17 protein-coding genes and 1 pseudogene are annotated in these 23371 nt (G+C 46.8%); 12 read left to right on the forward strand and 6 right to left on the reverse strand.

Annotation, left to right across the window (positions count from 1 at the left end; genetic code table 11):
• Positions 1-128: 128 nt before the first annotated feature.
• A complete protein-coding gene (locus KHO06_RS02040) occupies positions 129-809 on the reverse strand; it encodes a TIGR00153 family protein (protein ID WP_005431974.1) in 681 nt (226 codons plus the stop codon).
• A gap of 205 nt (positions 810-1014) precedes the next feature.
• Between KHO06_RS02040 and KHO06_RS02045 the strand changes: the two genes are divergently transcribed.
• Positions 1015-2547 (forward strand): inorganic triphosphatase, encoded by a 1533-nt coding sequence (locus KHO06_RS02045; RefSeq protein ID WP_005431972.1) that lies wholly within the window; start codon positions 1015-1017, stop codon positions 2545-2547.
• Between the two features lie 24 nt (positions 2548-2571).
• Here KHO06_RS02045 and KHO06_RS02050 read toward each other — a convergent pair whose 3' ends face one another.
• Positions 2572-3390, reverse strand: coding sequence for an ion transporter (locus KHO06_RS02050; protein ID WP_005431971.1), 819 nt, complete (start codon positions 3388-3390; stop codon positions 2572-2574).
• A gap of 48 nt (positions 3391-3438) precedes the next feature.
• Here KHO06_RS02050 and KHO06_RS02055 point away from each other — a divergent pair, with 48 nt between their 5' ends.
• From KHO06_RS02055 to hldE, 3 genes are all read left to right on the forward strand, one after another.
• Positions 3439-4695: a methyl-accepting chemotaxis protein gene (locus tag KHO06_RS02055; RefSeq protein WP_038890844.1), complete on the forward strand. Its 1257-nt coding sequence runs from the start codon at positions 3439-3441 to the stop codon at positions 4693-4695.
• Positions 4696-4815: 120 nt separating this feature from the next.
• Positions 4816-7659, forward strand: a complete 2844-nt coding sequence (gene glnE, locus KHO06_RS02060) for a bifunctional [glutamate--ammonia ligase]-adenylyl-L-tyrosine phosphorylase/[glutamate--ammonia-ligase] adenylyltransferase (RefSeq protein ID WP_081234257.1) — start codon at positions 4816-4818, stop codon at positions 7657-7659.
• A gap of 77 nt (positions 7660-7736) precedes the next feature.
• Positions 7737-9167, forward strand: coding sequence for a bifunctional D-glycero-beta-D-manno-heptose-7-phosphate kinase/D-glycero-beta-D-manno-heptose 1-phosphate adenylyltransferase HldE (gene hldE, locus KHO06_RS02065; protein WP_077261913.1), 1431 nt, complete (start codon positions 7737-7739; stop codon positions 9165-9167).
• A gap of 301 nt (positions 9168-9468) precedes the next feature.
• Here hldE and tolC read toward each other — a convergent pair whose 3' ends face one another.
• Positions 9469-10806, reverse strand: a complete 1338-nt coding sequence (tolC, locus tag KHO06_RS02070; protein ID WP_038890841.1) for an outer membrane channel protein TolC — start codon at positions 10804-10806, stop codon at positions 9469-9471.
• Between the two features lie 229 nt (positions 10807-11035).
• Here tolC and nudF point away from each other — a divergent pair, with 229 nt between their 5' ends.
• From nudF to parC, 6 genes are all read left to right on the forward strand, one after another.
• Positions 11036-11686, forward strand: coding sequence for an ADP-ribose diphosphatase (gene nudF, locus KHO06_RS02075; protein WP_038890840.1), 651 nt, complete (start codon positions 11036-11038; stop codon positions 11684-11686).
• Positions 11686-12129: a DUF1249 family protein gene (locus tag KHO06_RS02080; RefSeq protein WP_005395930.1), complete on the forward strand. Its 444-nt coding sequence runs from the start codon at positions 11686-11688 to the stop codon at positions 12127-12129. The genes nudF and KHO06_RS02080 overlap by 1 nt, the downstream gene beginning before the upstream one ends.
• A 61-nt stretch (positions 12130-12190) precedes the next feature.
• Positions 12191-12997 (forward strand): 3',5'-cyclic-AMP phosphodiesterase, encoded by an 807-nt coding sequence (gene cpdA / locus KHO06_RS02085; RefSeq protein WP_038890839.1) that lies wholly within the window; start codon positions 12191-12193, stop codon positions 12995-12997.
• Between the two features lie 55 nt (positions 12998-13052).
• A complete protein-coding gene (yqiA, locus tag KHO06_RS02090; RefSeq protein ID WP_212582035.1) occupies positions 13053-13637 on the forward strand; it encodes an esterase YqiA in 585 nt (194 codons plus the stop codon).
• Between the two features lie 250 nt (positions 13638-13887).
• Positions 13888-15768, forward strand: a complete 1881-nt coding sequence (gene parE / locus KHO06_RS02095) for a DNA topoisomerase IV subunit B (protein ID WP_010445819.1) — start codon at positions 13888-13890, stop codon at positions 15766-15768.
• Positions 15769-15771: 3 nt separating this feature from the next.
• On the forward strand, positions 15772-18060 hold the full coding sequence (gene parC, locus KHO06_RS02100) for a DNA topoisomerase IV subunit A (protein WP_212582036.1): 2289 nt from the start codon (positions 15772-15774) through the stop codon (positions 18058-18060).
• Positions 18061-18097: 37 nt separating this feature from the next.
• On the opposite strand, the pseudogene degS reads toward parC, so the two are convergent.
• From degS to zapG, 3 genes and pseudogenes are all read right to left on the reverse strand, one after another.
• A pseudogene (degS, locus tag KHO06_RS02105) lies at positions 18098-19164 on the reverse strand (outer membrane-stress sensor serine endopeptidase DegS).
• Between the two features lie 204 nt (positions 19165-19368).
• The gene (locus tag KHO06_RS02110) at positions 19369-20736 is read right to left on the reverse strand and encodes a Do family serine endopeptidase (protein WP_005528743.1); all 1368 of its coding nucleotides are present in this window, start codon (positions 20734-20736) and stop codon (positions 19369-19371) included.
• 202 nt (positions 20737-20938) lie between these two features.
• Positions 20939-21382, reverse strand: a complete 444-nt coding sequence (gene zapG, locus KHO06_RS02115) for a Z-ring associated protein ZapG (protein WP_005528741.1) — start codon at positions 21380-21382, stop codon at positions 20939-20941.
• A 197-nt stretch (positions 21383-21579) separates the two neighbouring features.
• On the opposite strand from zapG, the gene zapE reads away from it, so the two are divergent.
• Together zapE and rplM are read left to right on the forward strand one after the other, a co-directional pair.
• A complete protein-coding gene (gene zapE, locus KHO06_RS02120) occupies positions 21580-22683 on the forward strand; it encodes a cell division protein ZapE (protein ID WP_038890835.1) in 1104 nt (367 codons plus the stop codon).
• Between the two features lie 253 nt (positions 22684-22936).
• Positions 22937-23365 (forward strand): 50S ribosomal protein L13, encoded by a 429-nt coding sequence (gene rplM, locus KHO06_RS02125; RefSeq protein ID WP_005372872.1) that lies wholly within the window; start codon positions 22937-22939, stop codon positions 23363-23365.
• Positions 23366-23371: the final 6 nt, after the last annotated feature.

Raw genomic sequence — 23371 nt, forward strand, 5'->3', positions numbered from 1 at the left:
TAATACCTAGTTGTTTTATAACAAGCGGAGCAAAATTTTGCGCGCGTCAGCCCATAAGACGGTGAAAATAGTCATCGTCCATCTGACACGCGTTAGTAATGCTCTTCGTTATGTCGTTAACTTATGTTTTAAGATCGAGATAGCATGACTTCCAAACGAGCACCTACGCGCTGCGCTTGGTCGGCAATACCACCTACCCATTCAAGAATCTTGTACAAGAACATGACATCGATAGGATTCATGTCAGCTTCAATCGCCATCAGTTGTTGGCGAAGTTCAATCTGCATTGCATCGGTGTCATCTTCAATTACGTCCAACTGATGAATCATTTCAGCAACGAGCGTTACTTCACGGCCTTTGAAGCCGGTCTCTAGGAGTTCATCAAGTTCGTTGATCACTTTTTGCGCCTGATCAGCCGCATCAAGACAACGTTGAACGTATGCGAGGAAGTTTGGTTGGAGAGCCTCAGGAATGACAAGTTGACGACCATATACACGGCCAGCAATGTCTTTTGCCAGGTTAGCAAGCTTGTCTTGTTGAGTCAGAAGCTCAAGCATGTCAGTACGATCGACTGGCATAAACAAACCGCGAGGCAGTTTTAGACGGATTTCACGTTTCAGCACGTCCGCTTCTTTCTCTAGATGAGAAATTTGAGCACGGATTTCAGCTGCTTTTTCCCAGTCACCCTTTGAAGAAACTTCAAAGAACTTAACCAGGTGTGAACAACATTCGTTGACACACACAACGTGGCGCTGCAAAGGCTTAATTGGGGACTTTGCAAATAACCCCATAATTGTATTTACTGGCATGGTCATTCAACCTAATAACTATAACCTTAAAAAAACATACACCATTTCTTGGCGAAATGTTGAACGATGGCTATAAAGGCGCGCATGTTAACGCATTAAATCGCTCATTAAAACTGTTTTAGATCATCATTCGGGCGATATTTCTTTCTTGCCGTGTGAGAAATTAGGCAATATCCTGTTTCTATCTGCTTTGAAAGGTATAGCTATGGAAACCGAGATAGAACTGAAGTTTTTTGTTTCTCCTGAATTTTCAGAAACTTTAAGAGCTAAAATTTCCGAAACAAAAGTACTTCAGCACAGTAGTCGTGACTTAGGTAACACCTACTTTGATACCGCTGATAAATGGTTAAGAAAGCACGACATTGGTTTAAGAATTCGCCGTTTTGATGATGTTTTTGTCCAAACCGTAAAAACAGCAGGACGCGTTGTTGCGGGCCTTCATCAAAGACCAGAATACAACGCTGAGCACACCAGTAATGAGCCAGACCTCACGCTTCACCCTTCTGACATCTGGCCAACAGGTAAAGATGTCGAAACACTGCAAGCTGAGCTGACGCCTCTGTTCTCTACTAACTTCACACGCGAACAGTGGCTTATTGGTATGCCTGATGGCAGCCAAATTGAAGTCGCTTTCGACCAAGGCGCAGTGATTGCCCAAGGTGAAGATGGCGAAGAGAAACAAGATCCTATCTGTGAAGTTGAGCTAGAACTGAAATCTGGTCAAACAGAAGCGCTGTTCACGCTTGCTCGCAGCTTGTGTGACGCAGGCGGTATGCGTCTGGGTAACTTAAGCAAAGCGGCTAAAGGCTACCGTTTGGCAAGTGGCTACGCTGGTGATGAAGTCAAACCACTAGCATTAGTGGACAGCACGAAAAACGACACCGTTGAATACTGCCTAATTAACTCACTAGAGCATGCGTTATCGCATTGGCACTACCACGAGCAAATCTACGCTGAGCGTGATTGTGTTGAATCACTGCGTGAAATCGTCAATGCGATTCGCTTTATCCGCCAAACTTTCACAATTTTTGGCAGTATGGTGCCGCGCCGAGCAAGTGCCATTCTGCGCCAAGAAATGAAGTGGCTAGAAGAAGAGCTAGAGTGGCTGGATGAACACGCGCACTTGGAAGAGCTGCTGGATGATAAAGGCAACGTGCTGCGTAAGCTTGATGCACGTAAATTCTTAGTGTCTGAGTTGACTCAACAATTAGGTGAGCTCCCAAGTCGCGAAGCAGTGCTAGAACTACTGAGTTCGGCACGTTACACCAGTTTACTGCTGGATTTGAGCCGTTGGATCTTAACGCGCGGCTGGCAGCCATTCCTTGATGACAAGGCGCGCGAAAAGATGTCGAGCAACATCCAAGCCTTCTCTGTGAAGCAATTGGATCGCACTTGGGCTGAGCTGATGGAAGCTTTCCCTGCTGAGCGCGACTTATCAGCACAAGAGTATGTGGATCAACGTTACCGCTTGCTGCGTAACCTTTACACAGGTATTGGTTTTGCGAGTTTGTACGATGCCGAGGAGCGTACCAGCTTCCGTCTACCGTGGGCGGATTTAGTGCACGGCATTGATGACCTACTGATGCTTAACCATCTGTTGCCATTAGTTGGCATGTTAGAAGGGGAAGAGCAGGAGCAACTTGAGCGTTGGTTACATCGCCAAGAGCGTTCCATTCTGCATGCGATGGATCAGACTCGAGCCATCAGTGTTGAAGTCGAACCCTACTGGCAAGAATAAAAACGAAAATAGGACCACAAGGTCCTATTTTTTTGTCTGTTGTTTTTGCTCATGCAGTTCATCTTCGATCGATTGCAATCGATTTAAGATCTGTTCCTGCCTATCCAACACTTGTTCCAACAGTTTCTCTTTGTTCTTTGAACGATTGTCTTGCTGGCGAGTTGGTGCTGTGAGAATCGACGTAATCAAACCTGAAATCATACCGAAGATACCCACGCCACAAATGATGATCAGCACCGCTAACAATTTGCCAGCCGTCGTGACTGGATAATGATCGCCATAACCTACGGTTGATATGGTGACAAAAGCCCACCACAAAGCGTCCGTACCCGTCTGAATATTTGCCTCGGGGTTTTGTCCTTCGATAAATAGCATCGCGCTCGAACCAAGCGTAATGAGCACTACCATCAACAACAAGATTGAGGCTAATGTGGTTTCACGACGGTTTTGCTTGAGCTGGAAAAGAATGAATTTAGAAGAGCGTAAGACCAAGATGACGCGCAAGATGTGAAATAAGCGTGCGTAGCGCAATGGCTCGATCATTGGGATGCTCGCCACAAAATCGATCCAGTGATGTTTGAGAAATGACCAACGATCTGCGGCTCGGATCAAATCTACGATGAGCTGAAGTAGAAAAATACTACAGATTATAAAATCCAGACCGATAAGTACTTGTCGGGTTTCGTGATCAAGCGGGAAAAACAACAGGCCAGAGATCACAAATAGCGCCATGAAGGACAAGATTAGTGATAGCAACCCCATCGGTTTAGTGCTGTCTTTGATATCATAGTTTTTCATACGAAGCTCGAAATAAATCGCGCAACCAGAGCCAAGTGCGCGCATAACTATAAGTAATACAAAGACTATATAAGACTCGGTGGAGAACTGACAATGGAAAAGCTGGCATTTAAGCCGTGGGAAAGGGTGATATCCGACATCAAGCTCGTTCCGAAAATGGTCATGTTGATGGTATTCAGTACCATCCTGATTGTGGCAAAACAACTTTGGGACGCTAATACGTTCTACAACTCATTACTTGCGGCGACACAGAATGAGCAAGTTGCCCAACAACATTATGAAGCTTATCTCACTCAAGTTGCATGGCAAACGGCGTTGTTGATCGTTGTTTTTGTCGTGCTGTTGCTGGCGGCGGCACGCGTCATGCTGCGTCAAACGCAGTACTTGAATGATGCGATCAAGCTAATGGCGAGTAAAAACCTATCTGTGCCTTTCGGTATGGATTGTAAAGACGAATACGGTGACGTAGCTCGTGAGCTAGAGAAAACACGTCGTCAGTTGCACGATGTAATTCAAATGCAGATCAACGCCTCAGATGAACTGGCGACACTGACAGAAGTAATGACACTCAGCATGTCGGAAACCAAAGAGTCAGCGCAAGAAGAGTTCAATGAGATCGACCAACTTGCAACAGCTATGAGCGAGATGTCCTCGACGGTTCAAACGGTTGCAGATCATGCTCAAACTGCCTCGAGCTTAACTGAGCAAGCTTCAACACAAGCGGTGACAGGTCAGCAATTCCTACAGAAAACTGTGTCTAAGATGAGCGAACTGTCATCGGATATCGCTTCTTCGGCAAGTGCCGTTAACCAAGTAGAAGAACGTGTTGATGCCATCGGCAGCGTAGTTGGCACCATCCAAGGCATTTCTGAGCAAACTAACTTGCTCGCTCTAAATGCCGCAATTGAAGCAGCGCGAGCGGGTGAAGCGGGTCGTGGCTTTGCGGTGGTTGCAGATGAAGTTCGTAACCTTGCACAACGCACTCAGCAAGCGACAGTGGAAATTCAAGAGATGATCACCCAGCTTCAATCAAGCGCAACCTCAGCGGTTGAGTTGATGGAGAAGAGTGTGGTTGAAGCGGCAGAAGGTGTAGAACTGGTTTCGAATGCGGGCAGCGAGCTTGACGGTATTGTTGGTCAAGTGACGCAAATCAACGACATGAACTTCCAGATCGCAACGGCGTCAGGTCAGCAAAGTAGCGTCGCAGAAGAAATGAGCCAGAACCTAACAAACGTCCGTGAGTTAGTAGAAGCATCGGTAGTGGTTGTCACCGAGTTATTGGAAACTTCTGAGATGATGCAAAACAATGCCGAAGAGCTAGACAAGAAGATTAAATCTTTTGAAGTCTAGTTTCAGTAAGCTTTGATAAAACGCCCACAAACCTTTTGTGGGCGTTTTTATTTATACCAACTCTGGTATAAAAGAGTGTATACCTCTCAAACCACAGTGCTTTTCATACAAGGAAGAAAAATGCAGCTGCCTTCGTCACTGATTTCTGTCGCGGATTCTGCGGTTCAAAACGCCGAGCAAGCGGGATATTTTCAACAATGGCCAAGTGAGATTGCCGAGCAGTTTCGTTTTGTCTCTGGCCTTAGCAAGTTCATTACCGAAGCTATTCATCGTGATGAGAAGCTCGCGCAAGACTTGCCCTCTATGCTGTCAGAAAGCAGTCGACAACAAGCTTATCGTGCACGCCTCGCCGATCTCTTAGCTGAATGCCAAGATGAAATGGCAGGCCACCGTGTGCTGCGTCAGTTCCGTAACCGCGAAATGGTCTACATTGCGTGGAAAGACTTTACCCACACTTGGACACTAGAAGAGTCGCTCAGTCATTTGTCTCAATTGGCCGAAGCGATGATCTTCGAAACATACCAATGGCAGTACAAGATTTGCTGCAACGAGTGGGGCACGCCAACCAATGCGGAAGGTGAAGCGCAACCTATGCTGATCATCGGCATGGGCAAGCTTGGTGGCGGTGAGCTGAACTTCTCTTCTGATATCGACCTTATTTTCACTTATCCAGAAAACGGTGAGACCCAAGGCGCGCGCCGCAGCATTGCTAATGCGCAGTTCTTTACTCGCTTAGGCCAACGCATCATTAAAGCACTCGACCAACAAACCTTTGATGGCTTCTGTTACCGCGTGGACATGCGTTTGCGCCCGTTCGGTGAAAGTGGCCCGTTGGTGATGAGCTATGCGGCACTCGAAGACTATTACCAAGAACAGGGAAGGGATTGGGAACGCTACGCTATGATCAAAGCGCGCGTGATGGGCAGCGAGATGTATCCGCAATATCAAGAGTTGCGCCAGATGCTGCGTCCGTTTGTTTTCCGCCGTTATATCGACTTCAGTGCGATTCAATCCCTGCGCCGCATGAAATCCATGATCAGCAGTGAAGTACGCCGTCGTGGTTTGAGTAACAACATCAAACTGGGCGCGGGCGGCATTCGTGAGATTGAGTTTATCGCTCAAGTGTTCCAGTTAATTCGTGGTGGTCGCGAGCCATCTTTACGTGGTCGTGGCCTGCTAGAAACTTTGAATGCCATTGGTGAACTAGGTCAGCTGACTCAACCAGAGGTCGATAACCTTGAAGCGGCTTATAAATACCTGCGCCAACTAGAAAACTTGCTGCAAGCGATGGCAGACAAGCAAACGCAAACCTTGCCTGATTGTGCAGACGAGCAGCTAAAACTTGCTACTGCGATGCGCTTTGATAGTTGGGAGGCGCTCATTGCTCAAACGCAACAGCACATGGCAAATGTGCACAAGGTGTTTGAAAGTTTGATTGGTGATGATGAAGAAGACGAAGCGGAAGCCGTCGCTCGTCATTTCCATGAGTTGTGGGACATGGCGACTAAACAAGACGTGCTTGAACACGTTCTACAAGAGGACATCAAAGCTGAGAACCCAGAACACTTGGCGAAAACCATCATGCAGTTCAAAGCGGATTTGGCGAAGAAGACACTTGGACCACGTGGCCGAGAAGTGCTGACCAAATTGATGCCAAAAGTGTTTGATGCAGTATTTGCCCACCCAGATGCGCAATTTGGTTTGCCGCGAGTTTTGCACTTGCTGCACAACATCTGTACTCGAACAACGTACCTTGAGTTGTTGGATGAGCATCCGGCGGCGTTAGTGCAATTGGTTCGCCTGTGTACCGCTAGCCCGATGATTTCAGAGCAGCTATCGCGTTACCCGATTCTGCTCGATGAGTTGATCGATCCTCAGCATCTGTACAACCCAATTCCACTCGATAGCTACCGAACAGAGCTACGTGACTTCCTTGCTCGCATTCCAGAGGATGATATGGAACAGCAGATGGAAGCGCTGCGTCAGTTTAAGCAGATCTGTATCCTCCGCATTGCTGCTGCAGACATTGCTGGTGTACTTCCTGTGATGAAAGTGAGTGACCACTTAACCTACTTGGCAGAAGCGATTGTCGAAGCGGTAGTGAACCAAGCGTGGTTACAAGTGTCGGAAAAATATGGCGAACCGACGCATGTCAAAGATCGTGAAGGGAAGGGCTTTGCTGTCATTGGTTACGGGAAAGTTGGCGGCTGGGAGCTGGGCTATAACTCAGACCTTGATATCGTCTTCATGCACGATTGCCCAGTGAACGTCTATACCGATGGTAAGAAAGAAATCGATGGTCGCCAGTTCTATCTTCGTTTGGCGCAGCGCATCATTCATATTTTCTCAACCCGCACTGCATCAGGCATTCTGTACGAAGTGGATACGCGCTTACGTCCATCTGGCGCTTCAGGCTTGTTGGTAAGCCCAACCGATGCGTTTGACGACTACCAACATAAAGACGCTTGGACGTGGGAGCATCAAGCCCTAGTGCGTGCGCGCATGATTTATGGTGATGAGCCTTTGGCGATTGCCTTCCACAACACGCGTCATGACGTGCTGTGTAAACAGCGTGACCAAGACACGCTAAAGAAAGACGTGGTCGATATGCGTGAGAAAATGCGTGACCACTTGGGCGGGAAAAAGTCCGGTCGTTTTATGCTTAAGCAAGATAACGGCGGCATTACCGATATTGAATTTCTCGCTCAATACCTTGTGCTCAACTACAGTCACAGTAAGCCGAAGCTGATTCGCTGGTGCGATAATGTACGTATTTTTGAAACCCTGATTGCACAGGGAGTCATGGAAGAAGATCAAGCGATGCAACTGACGCGCGCATACACATCAATGCGTGACGAGATTCATCGTCGAAACTTGCTTAACTTGGATGCCGATGTGGCGGAAGAGAAATTTGTTGCAGAGCGAGAGTGGGTGAAGCAAGCGTGGAATCAATGGTTTGCCTAAGCAGAAGTCGTGCACAAGGTTCAGCCTAGAAAAAGGCTGTGTTAAACTCACCGTGATTTAATTTTTGGAGACCAATAATGAAACCAATTCTACCTGATTACAGCAGCGCTGGTGTGCTTATCATCGGCGATGTCATGCTAGATCGTTACTGGTATGGCCCGACTGGACGTATTTCTCCTGAAGCGCCAGTACCTGTTGTGAAAGTAGAAAACAATGAAGAGCGTCCGGGTGGTGCTGCGAACGTAGCAATGAACATTGCTTCACTTGGCGGTCACGCTCACATTGTTGGTCTAACGGGTATGGATGAGCCAGCGAAAGTACTGACGGAAACGCTGAACTCGCTAAAAGTGAAATGCGATTTCGTTGCGCTGCCAGAGTACCCAACTATCACTAAGCTTCGCGTGATGAGCCGTGGTCAGCAATTGATTCGTCTGGATTTCGAAGACAAGTTCGAGAACACAGACGCAGAACCAGTTCTATCTCGTATGGAAACTGCACTACCAAGTGTGAAAGCAGTGATCATGTCTGACTACGCGAAAGGTTCTCTAGAGCACGTTCAGGCTTACATTCAGAAAGCACGCGCAGCAAACATCCCAGTCTTCATTGACCCGAAAGGCGCGGACTTTGAACGCTACCGCGGAGCAACACTGCTTACTCCAAACATGAAAGAGTTCGAAGACGTTGTGGGTAAAGTGAAATCTGACCAAGAGCTAGTTGAGAAAGCACTGGCTTTGGTGGAAGAGTTCGAATTTGAAGCGCTATTGGTAACACGCAGCGAAAACGGTATGACCTTGATTCGCCGTGGCCAAGAGCCATTCCATTTGCCGACCCAAGCGAAAGAAGTGTACGACGTGACTGGTGCGGGTGATACGGTTATTTCTGTATTAGCTGCTTCTGTTGCTGCGGGTAAATCGTTTGAGGAAGCGTGTGCACTAGCAAACGCAGCCGCAGGTGTTGTGGTTGGCAAACTGGGTACATCAACGCTTTCTGAGATTGAGTTAGCAGAAGCGATTCACGGTAGCCAAGACACAGACTACGGTGTGATTTCAGAACAAGCACTGATTGAAGCAGTGAAGAAAGCACGTGCGAAAGGCGAGAAGGTTGTAATGACTAATGGTTGTTTCGACATTCTACACGCGGGCCATGTGTCTTACTTAAACCATGCCGCTGAGCTGGGCGATCGCCTAATCGTTGCGGTCAATACCGATGAATCAGTGAAACGCCTTAAAGGCCCTGGTCGTCCAGTAAACCCAACTGATCGCCGTATGGCGGTATTGGCAGGCCTTGGCGCAGTAGATTGGGTTGTGCCTTTCAGCGAAGACACGCCTCAACGTTTGATCTCTGAAGTGTTGCCAAGCTTGCTAGTGAAAGGCGGAGACTACAAACCAGAAGAGATTGCTGGTGGTAAAGAAGTGATTGCTGCAGGCGGTGAAGTGCGCGTACTGAACTTTGAAGATGGTTGCTCAACCAGCGAAATCATAAACGCTATCAAAGGTGGTAAAGGGTAATTCCTTATCTCCTTTCATAGAAACAAAGGTCGCTTTCGAGCGGCCTTTGTTGTTTTTGGAGGAGTGAACCCAACCATAAACGCATTCCAGTCCTCCTCCTTTTCAAGGGGGAGTTAGAGGGGGTTAATGCTCGATGATTGAAAACCAGTGTCGTCAATTAGATCGAGAAGCAACCCCTGCCGAACCCTCTCCTTCGAAAGAGGAAGGGATCTAAAGCGCACTTGGCTTGGTGACTTACCCCAACAAAAAACGCCAGTTGAAAAATCAACTGGCGTTTTGCGTGTTACTTAAATACCGATGCTTATTTTGCTGGCTTAAGGCCTGCATCTACATCTAGGATATCTTGCTCGCTCAATGTACCCACCGCTTGACGAAGCTGTAGGCCTGCAAGAATGTAGTTGTAACGTGCGTCTGATAGGTTCTTGTTCGCATCGTATAGACGACGAGTTGCGTCTAGTACATCAACGATAGTACGAGTACCTACATCGAAGCCTGCTTCTGTTGCTTCAAGCGCAGATTGTGCTGACACTACAGATTGCTCGTACGCTTTTAGTGCGCCGATAGAAGCGTTGATGTTGTTGTTCTGTGCACGCACTTCTTTCACAACACCACGGTATTCTTTCTCTAGTTCTTCACTTGCTGACACATAGCCGTATTCTGCTTGTTTCACTTCAGACGTTGTACGACCACCTGTGTATAGCGGCACTGCTAGGTTCACGCCAACATTGAAGCCGTCGGTTGTGTTATCTGCTGTACTTTCTGCTGTGTCGGAGTAGTTGTAACCACCGTCTAGAGATAGCGTCGGTAGGTGACCAGAGCTCGCTAGCGAAATGTTATCGCGAGCGATGTCTTGTGCGATACGTGCAGAAAGTAGACTCAGGTTGGTTGTCTTCGCTTCTTCAATCAATGTTTCTGCTGATTCAGAAGAGCGGCTTGCAGAGAAACGCGCTGTATCCAGAACGTTTAGGTTCTTGTGCTCTTGGCCTGTGATTTCACGTAGCGATTCGTAGCTGTTGATCAGATCGTTTTCTGCCAATACTTCATCGGCTAGTACTGCATCGTACTGTGCTTGCGCATCGTGTACGTCAGTGATGGCTGATAGACCTACTTCAAAACGTTGCTTAGTTTGTTCAAGCTGACGGCCAACCGCTGCTTTTTCTGCACGAACAAATACTAAGTTATCTTGTGCACGTAGTACTTCAAAGTAAGCTTGAGAAACTCGAAGGATCAAACCTTGTTGTGTTGCGGCGTATGTTGCATCCGCACGACGAGCCGTTTTCTCTGCGGTATCTAGAGTGATCCAAGATGCACGGTTGTATAGCTCTTGCGAGAATCCAACACCAGCAGAAAGAACATTTTGGTCGTTATCACGGTCTTCTCTGATGCCAGGGATGTTTTTGTCGTAGTCAGTCTCACCACGAGCGATGTCGTAACCCGCAGTTAAGTTGATTTGTGGTAGTAGGGCACTGCGGCTAGAGTTGATTGCTTCAAAAGCTTGATCACGCTGCGCTGCTACACTGAGCAATTGAGGGTCGTTTTGTTTTGCTAAGTCATAGATTTCAGCAAGAGAGTCTGCCCATGCAGATGTGCTCATACTGCCTAGCGCTGCACTGATAAATAGTGGAAGCAGTTTTTTCATTTTCTATTCCCGCGGTCTATAGATTGGTTAATTCTCAGTAGTTTAACTCAATTTGGACGATATTTACTCGAAACTTTGCACTTTTTTACACGTAATTATCCACTTGTGCAATAAGTAATTGGCAAAGGCTTAAAATAATTTATAACTATTGTACAAAAAGTTGAGCCAAGTCCTTTGAGCAAGCGAATAACAATGAGTAAACTACAAGATTCACTCAGAGAGGTGCTGAATGCAACAGTGTGACAAGCAACAGAACGATCTTACTTCCCAAGATGTGGAAATAATCTCGAAAGAAACCGTGTTTAAAGGTTTCTTTAAAATGGTGAAATACCGTTTTAAGCATAGGTTATTCGCTGGTGGTTGGAGTGGGATTGTCGAACGAGAAATGTTCGAACGTGGTCATGCTGCCGCCATGCTCCCGTATGATCCTGTGACTGATCAGGTTGTGATCATTGAACAGATCAGAGTGGGAGCCTTGGAACATTCACACCCATGGCAGTACGAGATTGTCGCTGGCATGATTGATCGTGACGAATCTGCTGAAGAGGTGATTCGTCGAGAAGCGGAAGAAGAAGCGGGTATTCAAGTCGGACGTGTGGCTTCGGTAACCTCTTATTATCCTTCTTCTGGCGGTTGTTCTGAAAAGCTGGATGTATTCATTGGCGAAGTAGATGCAACTAAAGCGCATGGCATTCATGGTTTAGACTATGAGAATGAAGATATTCGAGTCCATGTCATGAGTCGTGAAACCGCGTATCAGTGGGTGAAAGATGGAAAATTCGAAAACGGTGCCTCAATCATTGCGCTTCAATGGTTGCAGTTAAATCACCAAGAATTGACATCGCAATGGGAAGTTTCCCCGAAAGTGGAGAGTAAGTAATGGCACAAGTAGCTGAAAAACAGCGATACCATGTCGACTTAGCCGGTCTAATGAGAACTTATGAGACCAACTACGCTAAGTTGAACGCCTTGTTGCCTGCCTCTGCTGAAGTTGGTGATGTTCGCTGCTATCAAGCTGCAAACATGGTTTACCAACTGACCGTGAATGAAATCACAAAATACACCACAGTTGTTGAGATATGTCAGAGTGATGAAACACCAGTGTTTCCTTTACCGACGATGTCTGTCAGGCTTTATCACGATGCGAGAGTTGCTGAAGTATGCTCAAGCGGAGAGTTTTCTCGCATCAAAGCTAAATATGATTATCCCAACGACCAGTTGATGCAGAAAGATGAAAAGCATCAACTTAATACGTTCCTTGGTGAATGGCTGACATTCTGTTTACGAAGTGGCATTAGTAGAACGCCACTTGCCTTCAATTGATTGTCATGTCACTAAAGGAAAATAACTAAAAACTATATAGTGGACGAATCAGGTTTTCATTTTGCAATCATCTAGTGACAGCATAAAGCTATTACAAATCACGGATACTCACCTGTTTGAGGCAGATGAGGGCAGTTTGCTGAGCGTAAGAACCGCTGACAGCTTCGCAGCCGTGGTACAAGAGATTCTTAATCACCAAGTGCAGTATGAATACATTTTGGCAACGGGTGATATTTCACAAGACCATAGTGCCGAGTCTTACCAGCGTTTTGCTGAGGGTATCGCGCCGCTGAAAAAAGATTGTTTCTGGCTTCCAGGCAACCACGACTACAAGCCAAATATGGGCAGTGTACTGCCATCTCCTCAAATTCAAGCTGCTGAGCATGTGATGCTTGGTGAGCATTGGCAGTTAGTCTTATTGGATTCACAAGTGGTGGGGGTACCCCACGGACGTTTGAGTGACCAACAGTTAGCACTGTTAGAAGAAAAACTGGCAGAAAACCCGCAAAGACATACCTTGGTGTTATTACACCACCACCCATTGTTGGTAGGAAGTGCTTGGTTAGATCAGCATGCATTAAAAGATGCGGATGCTTTCTGGCAAGTGGTGGACCGTTTTGAGAACGTAAAAGGCATTTTATGTGGTCATGTGCACCAAGACATGAATGTTCTTTATAATGGCATCCGCGTGATGGCAACGCCGTCGACTTGTGTGCAATTCAAACCGGACTCCGATGATTTTGCACTGGATACAGAATCACCAGGTTGGCGAGAACTTGAGTTGCACAGTAATGGTGACATTACCACAGAAGTCAACCGACTACCCGATGGCCAATTCCAGCCAGACTTTAATTCAAACGGATACTAATCATTATCACGCCCGAACCTTATGTTCGGGCTTACTTTTTTAACGTGAGGCGATCATGAGCAAACCTTCTTTGCTGCTTTATATCCATGGCTTTAACAGCTCGCCGCTTTCCATGAAAGCGAACCTAATGAAAGCGTACTGTGAACAGCAGCGACCGGATATCAAGGTTGTCGTACCTCAACTTCCTTGTTTCCCTGAACTGGCTGCTCAATGTTTGCTTGAGATCGTTGAGCAACATCAAGACGACTACAACATTGGCCTTGTTGGCAGTTCGCTAGGCGGTTACATGTCAACGTGGTTAAATGCGAAATTTGGTTTTCGAGCCGTCGTCGTAAACCCAGCAGTAAAGCCTTATGAATTGCTGGTGGATTACCTTGGTGAGCAAACCAACCCGTATACGCACGAAACCTATACACTTGAAGCTTGTCATATTGACGAGCTAAAAGCACTTGATGTACAAAGCATCGCGTCGCCTGAGTCTTTCTGGTTGTTACAGCAAACGGAAGACGAGGTTTTGGACTATCGCCAGGCCGTAGGAAAGTTCGCGCGAGCGAAACAAACGGTAGAAGAAGGTGGTGATCACAGTTTTATCGGCTTTGAGCGTTATCCTGCTCAAATCATTGAATTCCTAAAACTGTAATACTATCGAGACGATTGGAATAGGCTCATAGTTTTAATTGCCATATCCAACCGTTTCTTGACATAGTTGGCAGGCTTTCCGACTATGTTTTGCCAAAAAAGATCTTAAGGGTATGAAGCCCTGACTACTTTGTTATGCATGACCTTATCTTTGATAAGCACGCAGACGGGGTAGCTTTTTCGTTTCTCGAGTACGCCTGCACATTCGCGGGGCTCGGGTTACAAGTAAACTTTGAGAACAATTCCGTATTATGACTGAACAATATAATGCTGGTGCCATTGAAGTACTGAATGGCTTAGAGCCAGTACGTCGCCGACCAGGGATGTATACGGATACAGCGCGCCCAAACCACTTGGGCCAAGAAGTTATCGATAACAGTGTCGATGAAGCGCTAGCCGGACATGCCTCAAAAGTACAAGTCATCCTACATGCTGACCAATCACTAGAAGTGATCGATGATGGTCGAGGCATGCCTGTTGATATCCACCCAGAAGAGAAGGTATCAGGTGTTGAACTGATCCTATGTAAGCTTCACGCAGGTGGTAAATTCTCTAATAAGAACTACCAATTCTCTGGTGGTCTACACGGTGTAGGTATCTCAGTAGTAAACGCGTTGTCTAAGCGCGTTGAAGTGACGGTCCGTCGTGACGGTCAAGTGTATGAGATTGCTTTTGAACACGGTGATAAGGTTTCTGACCTAACGGTTACGGGCACATGTGGCCGTCGCAACCGTGGTACCAGTGTACACTTCTGGCCAGATGCAAAGTACTTTGATTCTGCAAACTTCTCGGTAACACGTTTGGTGAATAACCTACGTGCGAAAGCAGTACTTTGCCCGGGTCTAGAGATTACGTTTACCGATAAAGTAAACAACAAAGACTACAAATGGCACTACGAAGATGGTCTTAAAGACTATCTAGCGGAAGGTGTGAAAGGTTATCCAGTTCTCCCTGAAGAACCATTTACTGGTGAGTTCTCAGCAGAAACTGAAGCAGCAAACTGGGCGGTGATCTGGCAGCCAGAAGGCGGCGAGATGATCACGGAAAGTTACGTGAACCTTATCCCAACCGCACAGGGTGGTACGCACGTTAATGGCCTGCGCCAAGGTTTGCTCGATGCAATGCGTGAGTTCTGTGAATTCCGTAACTTATTGCCTCGCGGCGTGAAGCTAACGGGTGATGACGTTTTCGACCGCTGTTCTTACGTTCTGTCAGTTAAGATTCAAGATCCGCAATTTGCCGGTCAGACGAAAGAGCGTTTGTCTTCTCGTCAGACGGCTGCCTTTGTCTCTGGTGTCGTAAAAGACGCATTCAGCCTTTGGTTGAACGAAAAGCCGCAGCTGGCTGAACAGTTAGCGGAAGTGTGTATCGCTAACGCACACCGTCGTATGCGCGCGAGCAAAAAGGTTGTACGTAAGAAGGTCGCATCAGGTCCTGCACTGCCAGGCAAACTGACCGACTGTTCTGTACAAGACCTTAACCGCACCGAAATCTTCTTCGTGGAGGGTGATTCGGCGGGCGGTTCTGCTAAACAAGCACGTGATCGTGAGTTCCAAGCGGTGATGCCACTGCGCGGTAAAATCCTGAATACGTGGGAAGTTTCTGCAGACCAAGTGCTTGCATCTCAAGAGGTCCACGACATCTCAGTTGCTTTGGGTATCGACCCAGACAGCGACAACCTAGACAGCCTGCGTTACGGTAAGATCTGTATCCTTGCCGATGCGGACTCGGATGGTCTACACATCGCAACGCTATTGTGTGCTCTGTTTACTCGTCACTTCCGTGCTCTTGTTGAAGCTGGTCATATCTACGTAGCGATGCCGCCTCTGTACCGTATCGACTGTGGTAAAGAAGTATTCTATGCCCTAGACGATGACGAAAAAGATGGCGTACTAGAGCGCTTGTCGAAGAAGAAAGCCAAAATTAACGTGCAACGATTCAAAGGTCTGGGTGAGATGAACCCACTTCAGTTGCGCGAAACAACCATGGATCCAAATACGCGTCGTCTGGTTCAGTTAACCATTGATGACTCGGCGGCGACCATGGAAATGATGGACATGCTGCTTGGTAAGAAACGAGCAGATGATCGTCGTTCTTGGCTACAAAACAACGGCGATATGGCAGAGGTTTAACGGATGTCTACAGAAATTACTTACGATGGCGTTGAACAGTTGCCAATGCGCAAGTTCACCGAAGACGCTTATCTGAACTACTCGATGTACGTAATCATGGACCGCGCATTGCCATACATTGGCGATGGTTTGAAGCCGGTTCAACGACGCATCATTTACGCAATGTCGGAACTTGGTCTTTCGGCATCAGCGAAATACAAAAAATCAGCACGTACCGTTGGTGACGTACTGGGTAAATACCACCCGCATGGTGACTCTGCGTGTTACGAAGCGATGGTATTGATGGCACAGCCATTCTCTTACCGTTACCCATTGGTTGACGGTCAAGGTAACTGGGGTGCGCCAGATGATCCGAAATCATTCGCGGCAATGCGTTATACCGAAGCAAAACTGTCTAAGTTTGCCGAAGTACTGCTGGGCGAATTGGGTCAGGGTACGGTTGAATGGCAACCTAACTTTGATGGCACGATGAAAGAGCCACAAATGTTGCCTGCACGTTTGCCTCATATCCTGCTAAACGGCGTAACTGGTATCGCAGTTGGTATGGCAACGGATATTCCACCTCACAACGTTCGTGAAGTGGCGGATGCGACCATTCATTTGATCGACAACCCGAAGGCGGAACTGCCAGATGTGATGCAGTTCGTTAAAGGCCCAGATTACCCAACAGAAGCGGAAATCATCTCGCCACAGGCGGATATTGAGAAGATTTACCGCAACGGCCGTGGCAGCATCAAGATGCGCGCGGTATGGCACAAAGAAGGTTCAGATATCGTGATCACTTCTCTGCCACACCAAGTATCAGGTGCGAAACTACTTGAGCAAATCGCTAACCAAATGCGTGCTAAAAAGCTGCCAATGGTTGACGATCTTCGTGATGAATCGGATCACGAGAACCCGACGCGTATCGTTGTGGTTCCAAAGTCAAACCGCGTAGATTGCGATCTGTTGATGAACCACCTGTTCGCTTCAACGGATCTTGAGCGCAGCTACCGTGTTAACTTGAACATGATTGGTTTGGATAACCGTCCTCAAGTTAAAGGTCTGGTACAAATTCTGTCTGAGTGGATCGAGTTCCGTCGTACGACTGTACGTCGCCGTCTACAACACCGCCTAGACAAAGTTATGGCTCGTCTACACATCTTGGAAGGTTTGTTGGTTGCTTACCTAAACCTAGATGAAGTGATTGAGATCATTCGTACTGAAGACGATCCAAAAGCAGTGCTGATGGAACGCTTTGGCATTACCGATATCCAAGCGGATGCGATTCTAGATACTAAACTTCGTCACCTAGCCAAACTAGAAGAGATGAAGATCCGTGGTGAGCAAGACGAGCTAGAAAAAGAGCGTGAGAAGCTAGAACAGCTGCTAGGTTCTGAGCGTCGTCTGAACACTCTACTGAAGAAAGAAATCAAAGCAGACGCAGAGAAGTACGGCGATGATCGTCGTTCTCCTTTGGTTGAACGTGCAGAAGCAAAAGCGCTGACTGAACGCGACCTAGTACCAAGCGAGCCAATCACGGTTGTGCTTTCTGAGAAAGGTTGGATTCGTCATGCGAAAGGTCACGATGTGGATGCAGAAGGCTTGAGCTACAAGTCTGGCGATAAATACCTAGCGCACGCGCGCGGTAAGAGTAACCAGCAAGCGGTATTCTTTGGCAGTGATGGCCGAAGCTACTCACTTGAGTCGCATTCACTACCGTCAGCACGAAGCCAAGGTGAACCGATTACTGGTCGCTTGAATATCACTGCGGGCAGCAATATTCGCCAAGTGATCATGGGTGAAGAAGAGCAATTATGGCTGGTGGGTTCTGATGCGGGTTACGGCTTTGTATGTAAAGGCTCAGACTTGTTATCGAAGAACCGCAGCGGTAAAGCATTGGTGACGTTACCGGCCAACTCTGAGGTGATGACACCGAAGACGATTGCTGATTTGGATTCGGATGAAATTTTAGCGATTACCAACCAAGGTCGTATGTTGTTGTTCCCAATTAAAGACCTACCGCAATTGGCGAAAGGTAAGGGTAACAAGATCATCAACATTCCTGCGGCGAAGGCGAAAGAGCGTGAAGAGGTGCTTTCTCACTTGATGGCTCTGCCACAAGGCGCGTCTCTAACCTTGTATGCAGGTAAGCGTAAACTAGGCTTGAAACCTGCTGACCTTGAGAACTTCCGTGGAGAACGTGGACGTCGAGGCAGCTTACTGCCACGTGGTTTACAACGTGTAACACGAATTGAAATTGAGATGGGCGGAAGTCCTGAGATTTCAGAAGAGCCGAGTGATAGCGAATAACGCACAAATAAAAATCCCAGCCAATGGCTGGGATTTTTTATGCTTCTTGTTTGTCTTCGGCGATGGTGACTTTTAAGTTCATTTCTTTACCCTTGCGGATAATGCCAACATCGACGGAGGTGCCCGGACGTAAGTCAGTGACGATGTCCATCACGCTTTGCCTTCCTTGAACTTTCGTACCGTTAATACTGATGATGATGTCTTGTTTCTCAAAACCAGCATCACTCGCAGGACCATTCGGGTCAATGCCTAACACCACGATGCCACCAATGTGTTCGTTACCTAATAAGCGAGCAGTTACTGCATTAATATCTTGGCCATCAATGCCAATATAGCCTCGGATTACGCGGCCATCAGCAATGATCTTCTGCATGATCTTGTTTGCCAGAGGGGCTGGGATAGCAAAAGAAATACCGTAGGTCTCAAGATCGGTTGCTTGTTGAAAAGATGCGGTGTTGATACCAACCAACTCACCTTGCGTGTTGACCAAAGCACCACCTGAGTTACCTTCGTTGATTGCTGCATCGGTTTGGATAAAGGCTTGGCGACCATCACTGATCGACGAACGACCAGTTGCGGAGATAATACCGAATGTGGTGGTTTGACCTAAATTGTACGGGTTGCCAATTGCTAGGACGACATCACCAACTCGAGGTTTGTATTCTGGATTGAGTGGGATAACAGGAAGGTTAGAACCTTGACACGTAGGATCGCAATGTCCGTACGCTTATCAGTACCAACCAATTGAGCTGCAGCGACGCGGCCATCTTGTAGCGCAACCACGATTTGGTCAGCTTGAGCCACTACGTGGTAGTTAGTAATGATGTAGCCTTTTTCGCTAACAATAACGCCAGAGCCCAAGCCTTGAGTTGAAAGCTTGCTGCGGTCATTTTCCACATACTTACGGCTGTAGATATTCACTACCGCGGGCGCTGCCTTTCTTACCGCTTGGTTAAAAGACACCTCGAGTGACGCGATGTTGCTTGGTTGTGGATCAACAAGCGCGGTTGGGATGACATTGCTGCGCAAAGATGGAACGGCGAGTAATACAATGACGGCAGTTGCTAAGCCTAAAAAGACAGAACGTAACAAAAAGCTAAGCATAACCTCTCCATGATTGAGCGCCCAATTGGCATAGAAAACTGAAGGATAGCATTACATTTAAAAATAACAAAAGGGCAAGACGTGATCGTCCTGCCCTTTTAAAAAACCATGACATAAGCAAAGCGTTCGAGTGTCATCACGAATTAAATGACGGACGCCATTCCTTCGCTTCTGTTTGTGTGATTGGCTTATCACTTAGCCCTGTTAACGGATAACCAAGTAAACCGTGCGATCACCACGTTGAACATTGATTGCCAGCACACCTTTGTGCTTTTCAACAATCGCACGCAGTTCGGCAAGGTTCTTCACGCGTTTACGGTTCACACCAATAATGATGTCATCTTGTGCTAGCTGGTATTGCGCCGCAGGAGAGTTCTCCGCAACGCTAGTGACCTTCACACCTTGGATCTTGTCACTTGGCGTGGTGTTACTTAGCTCTGCACCTTTTAGGCCTTCATGCAGTGTTTCCGCTTTCGCTTTCACATTCGTTGATTCACCTAACGTTACATCGAAAGATTTTTGCTTACCATCGCGGATCACTCCAAGTGTGATTTTTTTACCAGCCCCAAGCGTTGCGACTTTTGCACGAAGCTCAGAGAAGGTATCAATCGCTTTACCGTTCACAGAAACAATCACGTCACCTGCTTTTAGGCCTGCTTTATCTGCTGCGCTGTCGGGTACCACTTGGCTGACGAAAGCGCCTTTGCTTGACTCATAACCCAGTGCTTCAGCAAGCTCTGAGGTCACTTCGCCCCCTTGAACACCGAGCATGCCGCGTTTCACTTCACCGAATTCTAAGATCTGATCGGTTAAGTTCTTCATCATGTTGGACGGAATTGCAAAACCAATACCCACGTTACCGCCATTTGGACCAAGAATTGCCGTGTTGATGCCGATCAGTTCACCGTTGAGGTTAACCAAAGCGCCGCCTGAGTTACCGCTGTTAATTGCGGCATCGGTCTGGATGAAGTTTTCAAAGTTCTCGACGTTCAAGCCGCTTCGACCAAGTGCCGATACAATACCGGATGTGACCGTTTGGCCTAAACCAAATGGGTTACCGATCGCCACAGTAAAGTCACCGACACGAAGAGAGTCTGAATCAGCGACTTTAATTTGTGTTAGGTCTTTGGCTTTTTCGAGTTTAAGCAGCGCGATATCTGACATCTCATCGCCACCGACTAATTCAGCGTCATACTCACGACCATCGTACAAGCGGACACGAATTTCATCCGCGCCTTTAATCACGTGGTAGTTTGTGACGATTTGGCCTTTTTTCGCATCAATGATGACACCAGAACCTAAACCTCTAAATGGGCGCTCTCGGGTCTGCTCTGTTGGGAATTCAGGGCCAAAGAAGAACTGAAACTGCTCCGGGATACGGCTGGTTTGCACTTGTTTCCCTTCCACCGCAATGCTCACAACTGCAGGGGTGACTTTTTCGAGCATAGGGGCAAGACTAGGTAACTGCTCCCCATCCACACTAAGTGGAAGTGCCGCGGTTGCGGTAACTGGGGTGATGATTGAACCCAAGCTTAAAGAAAGAACGGTTAACGCAAGCAATGGCTTTTTCATCCAATAACTCCTCTTGAAAAACAGGTCTGCCAAAAAGAAATATCCTAACCATTAATTATGTATGTATTAATTAGGACAATCGAAACGGGGTGGCAGGTCACTGAAAGTTAGAGATGAGTTGCTTAAGAAAAGTTCAAAAAGGGTCAATACAAATTGATAAGAAATGCGTATGTATTGACCCAGTTAGGTAGGAAAGGGGGGATTAAGACGCTTTAGCCGTGACAGCTTCTGGTGCGTCGATGATTTCTTTTTCCTGATCCTTCAAAAGACCGGTTGCGCCGTTGGCATAGTCTTTCGGTTGTTCGCTGACGTCTGATTGGTCTTCTTCGATCGATTCAGTCGACATTGCTGTCTTCTTATCAAACGGATTATCTTGCTCAGGCAAGTTGGGTAGAAGTTCTGAAGACGTTTTCGCCATATGTTGGTATAGCTTAGTGTAATCTTTACCTAAGGTATCCAACATTTCTGCAGTTTGTGCAAAGTGATCGACGAGCTCTTGACGTTGTTGCTCTAGTTCAAACTTGGCTGCTTCGAGTTCTTTTTGCACAGACTTTTGTTTTTTGTATTCGGGGGTGGTTAGTCGACTAATGACTACGCCAACGATTGTACCGACCAGCAAACCCACAATGGCATAAATCCAAGGCATAACTGCTCCTTATAGTTGTTTTAACAAGTCTTTTACTACTTAGTTACACGCGGTGCTTGTCCATGTTACTATGGCTTGAACAGCCGATAAAGAAAAATAGCGGTATGTTTTCGGGGACTGATATCCACTTCTCTCTATTCTCAAAGCTGTCCCCGAGGTGACAAATTTTCTCTGTACCTCTGATACGACTCAATGCCATGACACCATTACAACGATACCAACAAGACATAGCAGAGCATGGATTCCAGCGTGATGAAGCCCAATATAACGCTGTCGTTGCTTTAGATAAACTCTACCATGCGATTGCAGAATTTCAGTCTGCACCTATTCCACAGCTTAGCACTTGGCAGAAACTTCTCGGTAAAAAGCCAGAAATGCCAGAGCCACCAAAAGGGTTATATTTTTGGGGCGGAGTAGGGCGAGGTAAAACCTATTTAATGGATGCGTTTTTTGATGCTTTGCCGACGGAAAGAAAGATGCGAGTGCATTTTCACCGTTTTATGTATCGTGTGCACGATGAGCTCAAGCGCCTTGGAGAAGTGGAAAATCCGCTCTCGAAAGTCGCTGATTTATTCAAAAAAGAGGCGGATATTGTCTGTTTCGACGAGTTCTTTGTCTCGGATATTACCGATGCGATGATCTTGGCGACTTTGCTACAAGAGATGTTTAAGCGCCAAATGATTTTGGTCGCAACCTCGAACATTGAGCCAGAAAACCTGTACCGTAATGGCTTGCAACGAGCCCGTTTTTTACCTGCGATAAATATGATCGTTCAGCGCTGTGATGTGCTCAATGTCGACAGTGGGGTGGATTACCGTTTACGCACTCTACAACAAGCGGAAATCTACCATTACCCGCTGGATGAACAAGCCTCCGTCAACCTTAATAAGTATTACCACCAACTGATTGGTGAAAGAAAAGTTGCAGCAAACAGCATTGAAATTAACCATCGCGAAGTGGCGGTGATTGAAGCTAGTGATGGCGTGCTACATGCTTCTTTTGAGCAACTATGCCAAACGCCCCGTAGTCAGAATGACTATATTGAATTATCTCGTATCTACCACACGGTATTGCTGGCAGACGTAAAGCAGATGGATCGTAAGATAGATGATGCCGCGCGACGCTTTATTGCGTTGGTGGACGAGTTCTACGAGCGTAACGTCAAACTGATTATTTCTGCAGAAGTGGCGATGGAATCCCTTTATACGCAAGGGCAGTTGGAATTTGAGTTTAAACGTTGTCTGTCTAGATTGACCGAGATGCAAAGCCACGAATACCTCGCTAGAGAGCATCTGGCGTAAAAATCAGCAACTCATCTTAAAAAAGTGAAGAAAAAATTCGTGATTTAACGCAAAAAAAGGTGATTTTTTCTTCGCTCTTCTCTATAATCCTGCGACCCACCGTTACTGCAGACCTGATTATCGAAGTTATTTCGACATAGAAGGTCGAGAGAACCAACGACTCGAAGGGGTGATGACTGGGCTCTTAGACAGTGTGGGAGCACTATTGGGTGTTCCTTAAAGTTTAAATTTTAATTAACGGGTTATTATTAGCATGAAAACTTTCGTTGCTAAACCAGAAACTGTAAAACGCGACTGGTACGTTGTAGACGCAGAGGGTAAAACTCTTGGTCGTCTAGCAAGTGAAATTGCATCTCGCCTACGTGGCAAACACAAAGCTGAATACACTCCTCACGTTGACACTGGTGATTACATCATCGTTATCAACGCTGAGAAAGTTGCTGTAACTGGTAACAAAGCTAAGAACAAAGTGTACTACCGTCACTCTGAATTCCCAGGTGGTCTAAAATCTATCACTTTTGAAAAGTTGATCGATCGTAAACCTGAGATGGCTCTTGAGCTTGCAGTTAAAGGCATGCTTCCACGTGGTCCTCTAGGCCGTGCTATGTACCGTAAGCTTAAAGTTTACGCGGGCGCTGAGCACAACCATGTTGCTCAACAACCACAAGTACTAGACATCTAATTGGGG

It is taken from the genome of Vibrio sp. B1FIG11 (assembly GCF_905175335.1).
In the GTDB taxonomy this organism is placed as follows: domain Bacteria; phylum Pseudomonadota; class Gammaproteobacteria; order Enterobacterales; family Vibrionaceae; genus Vibrio; species Vibrio campbellii.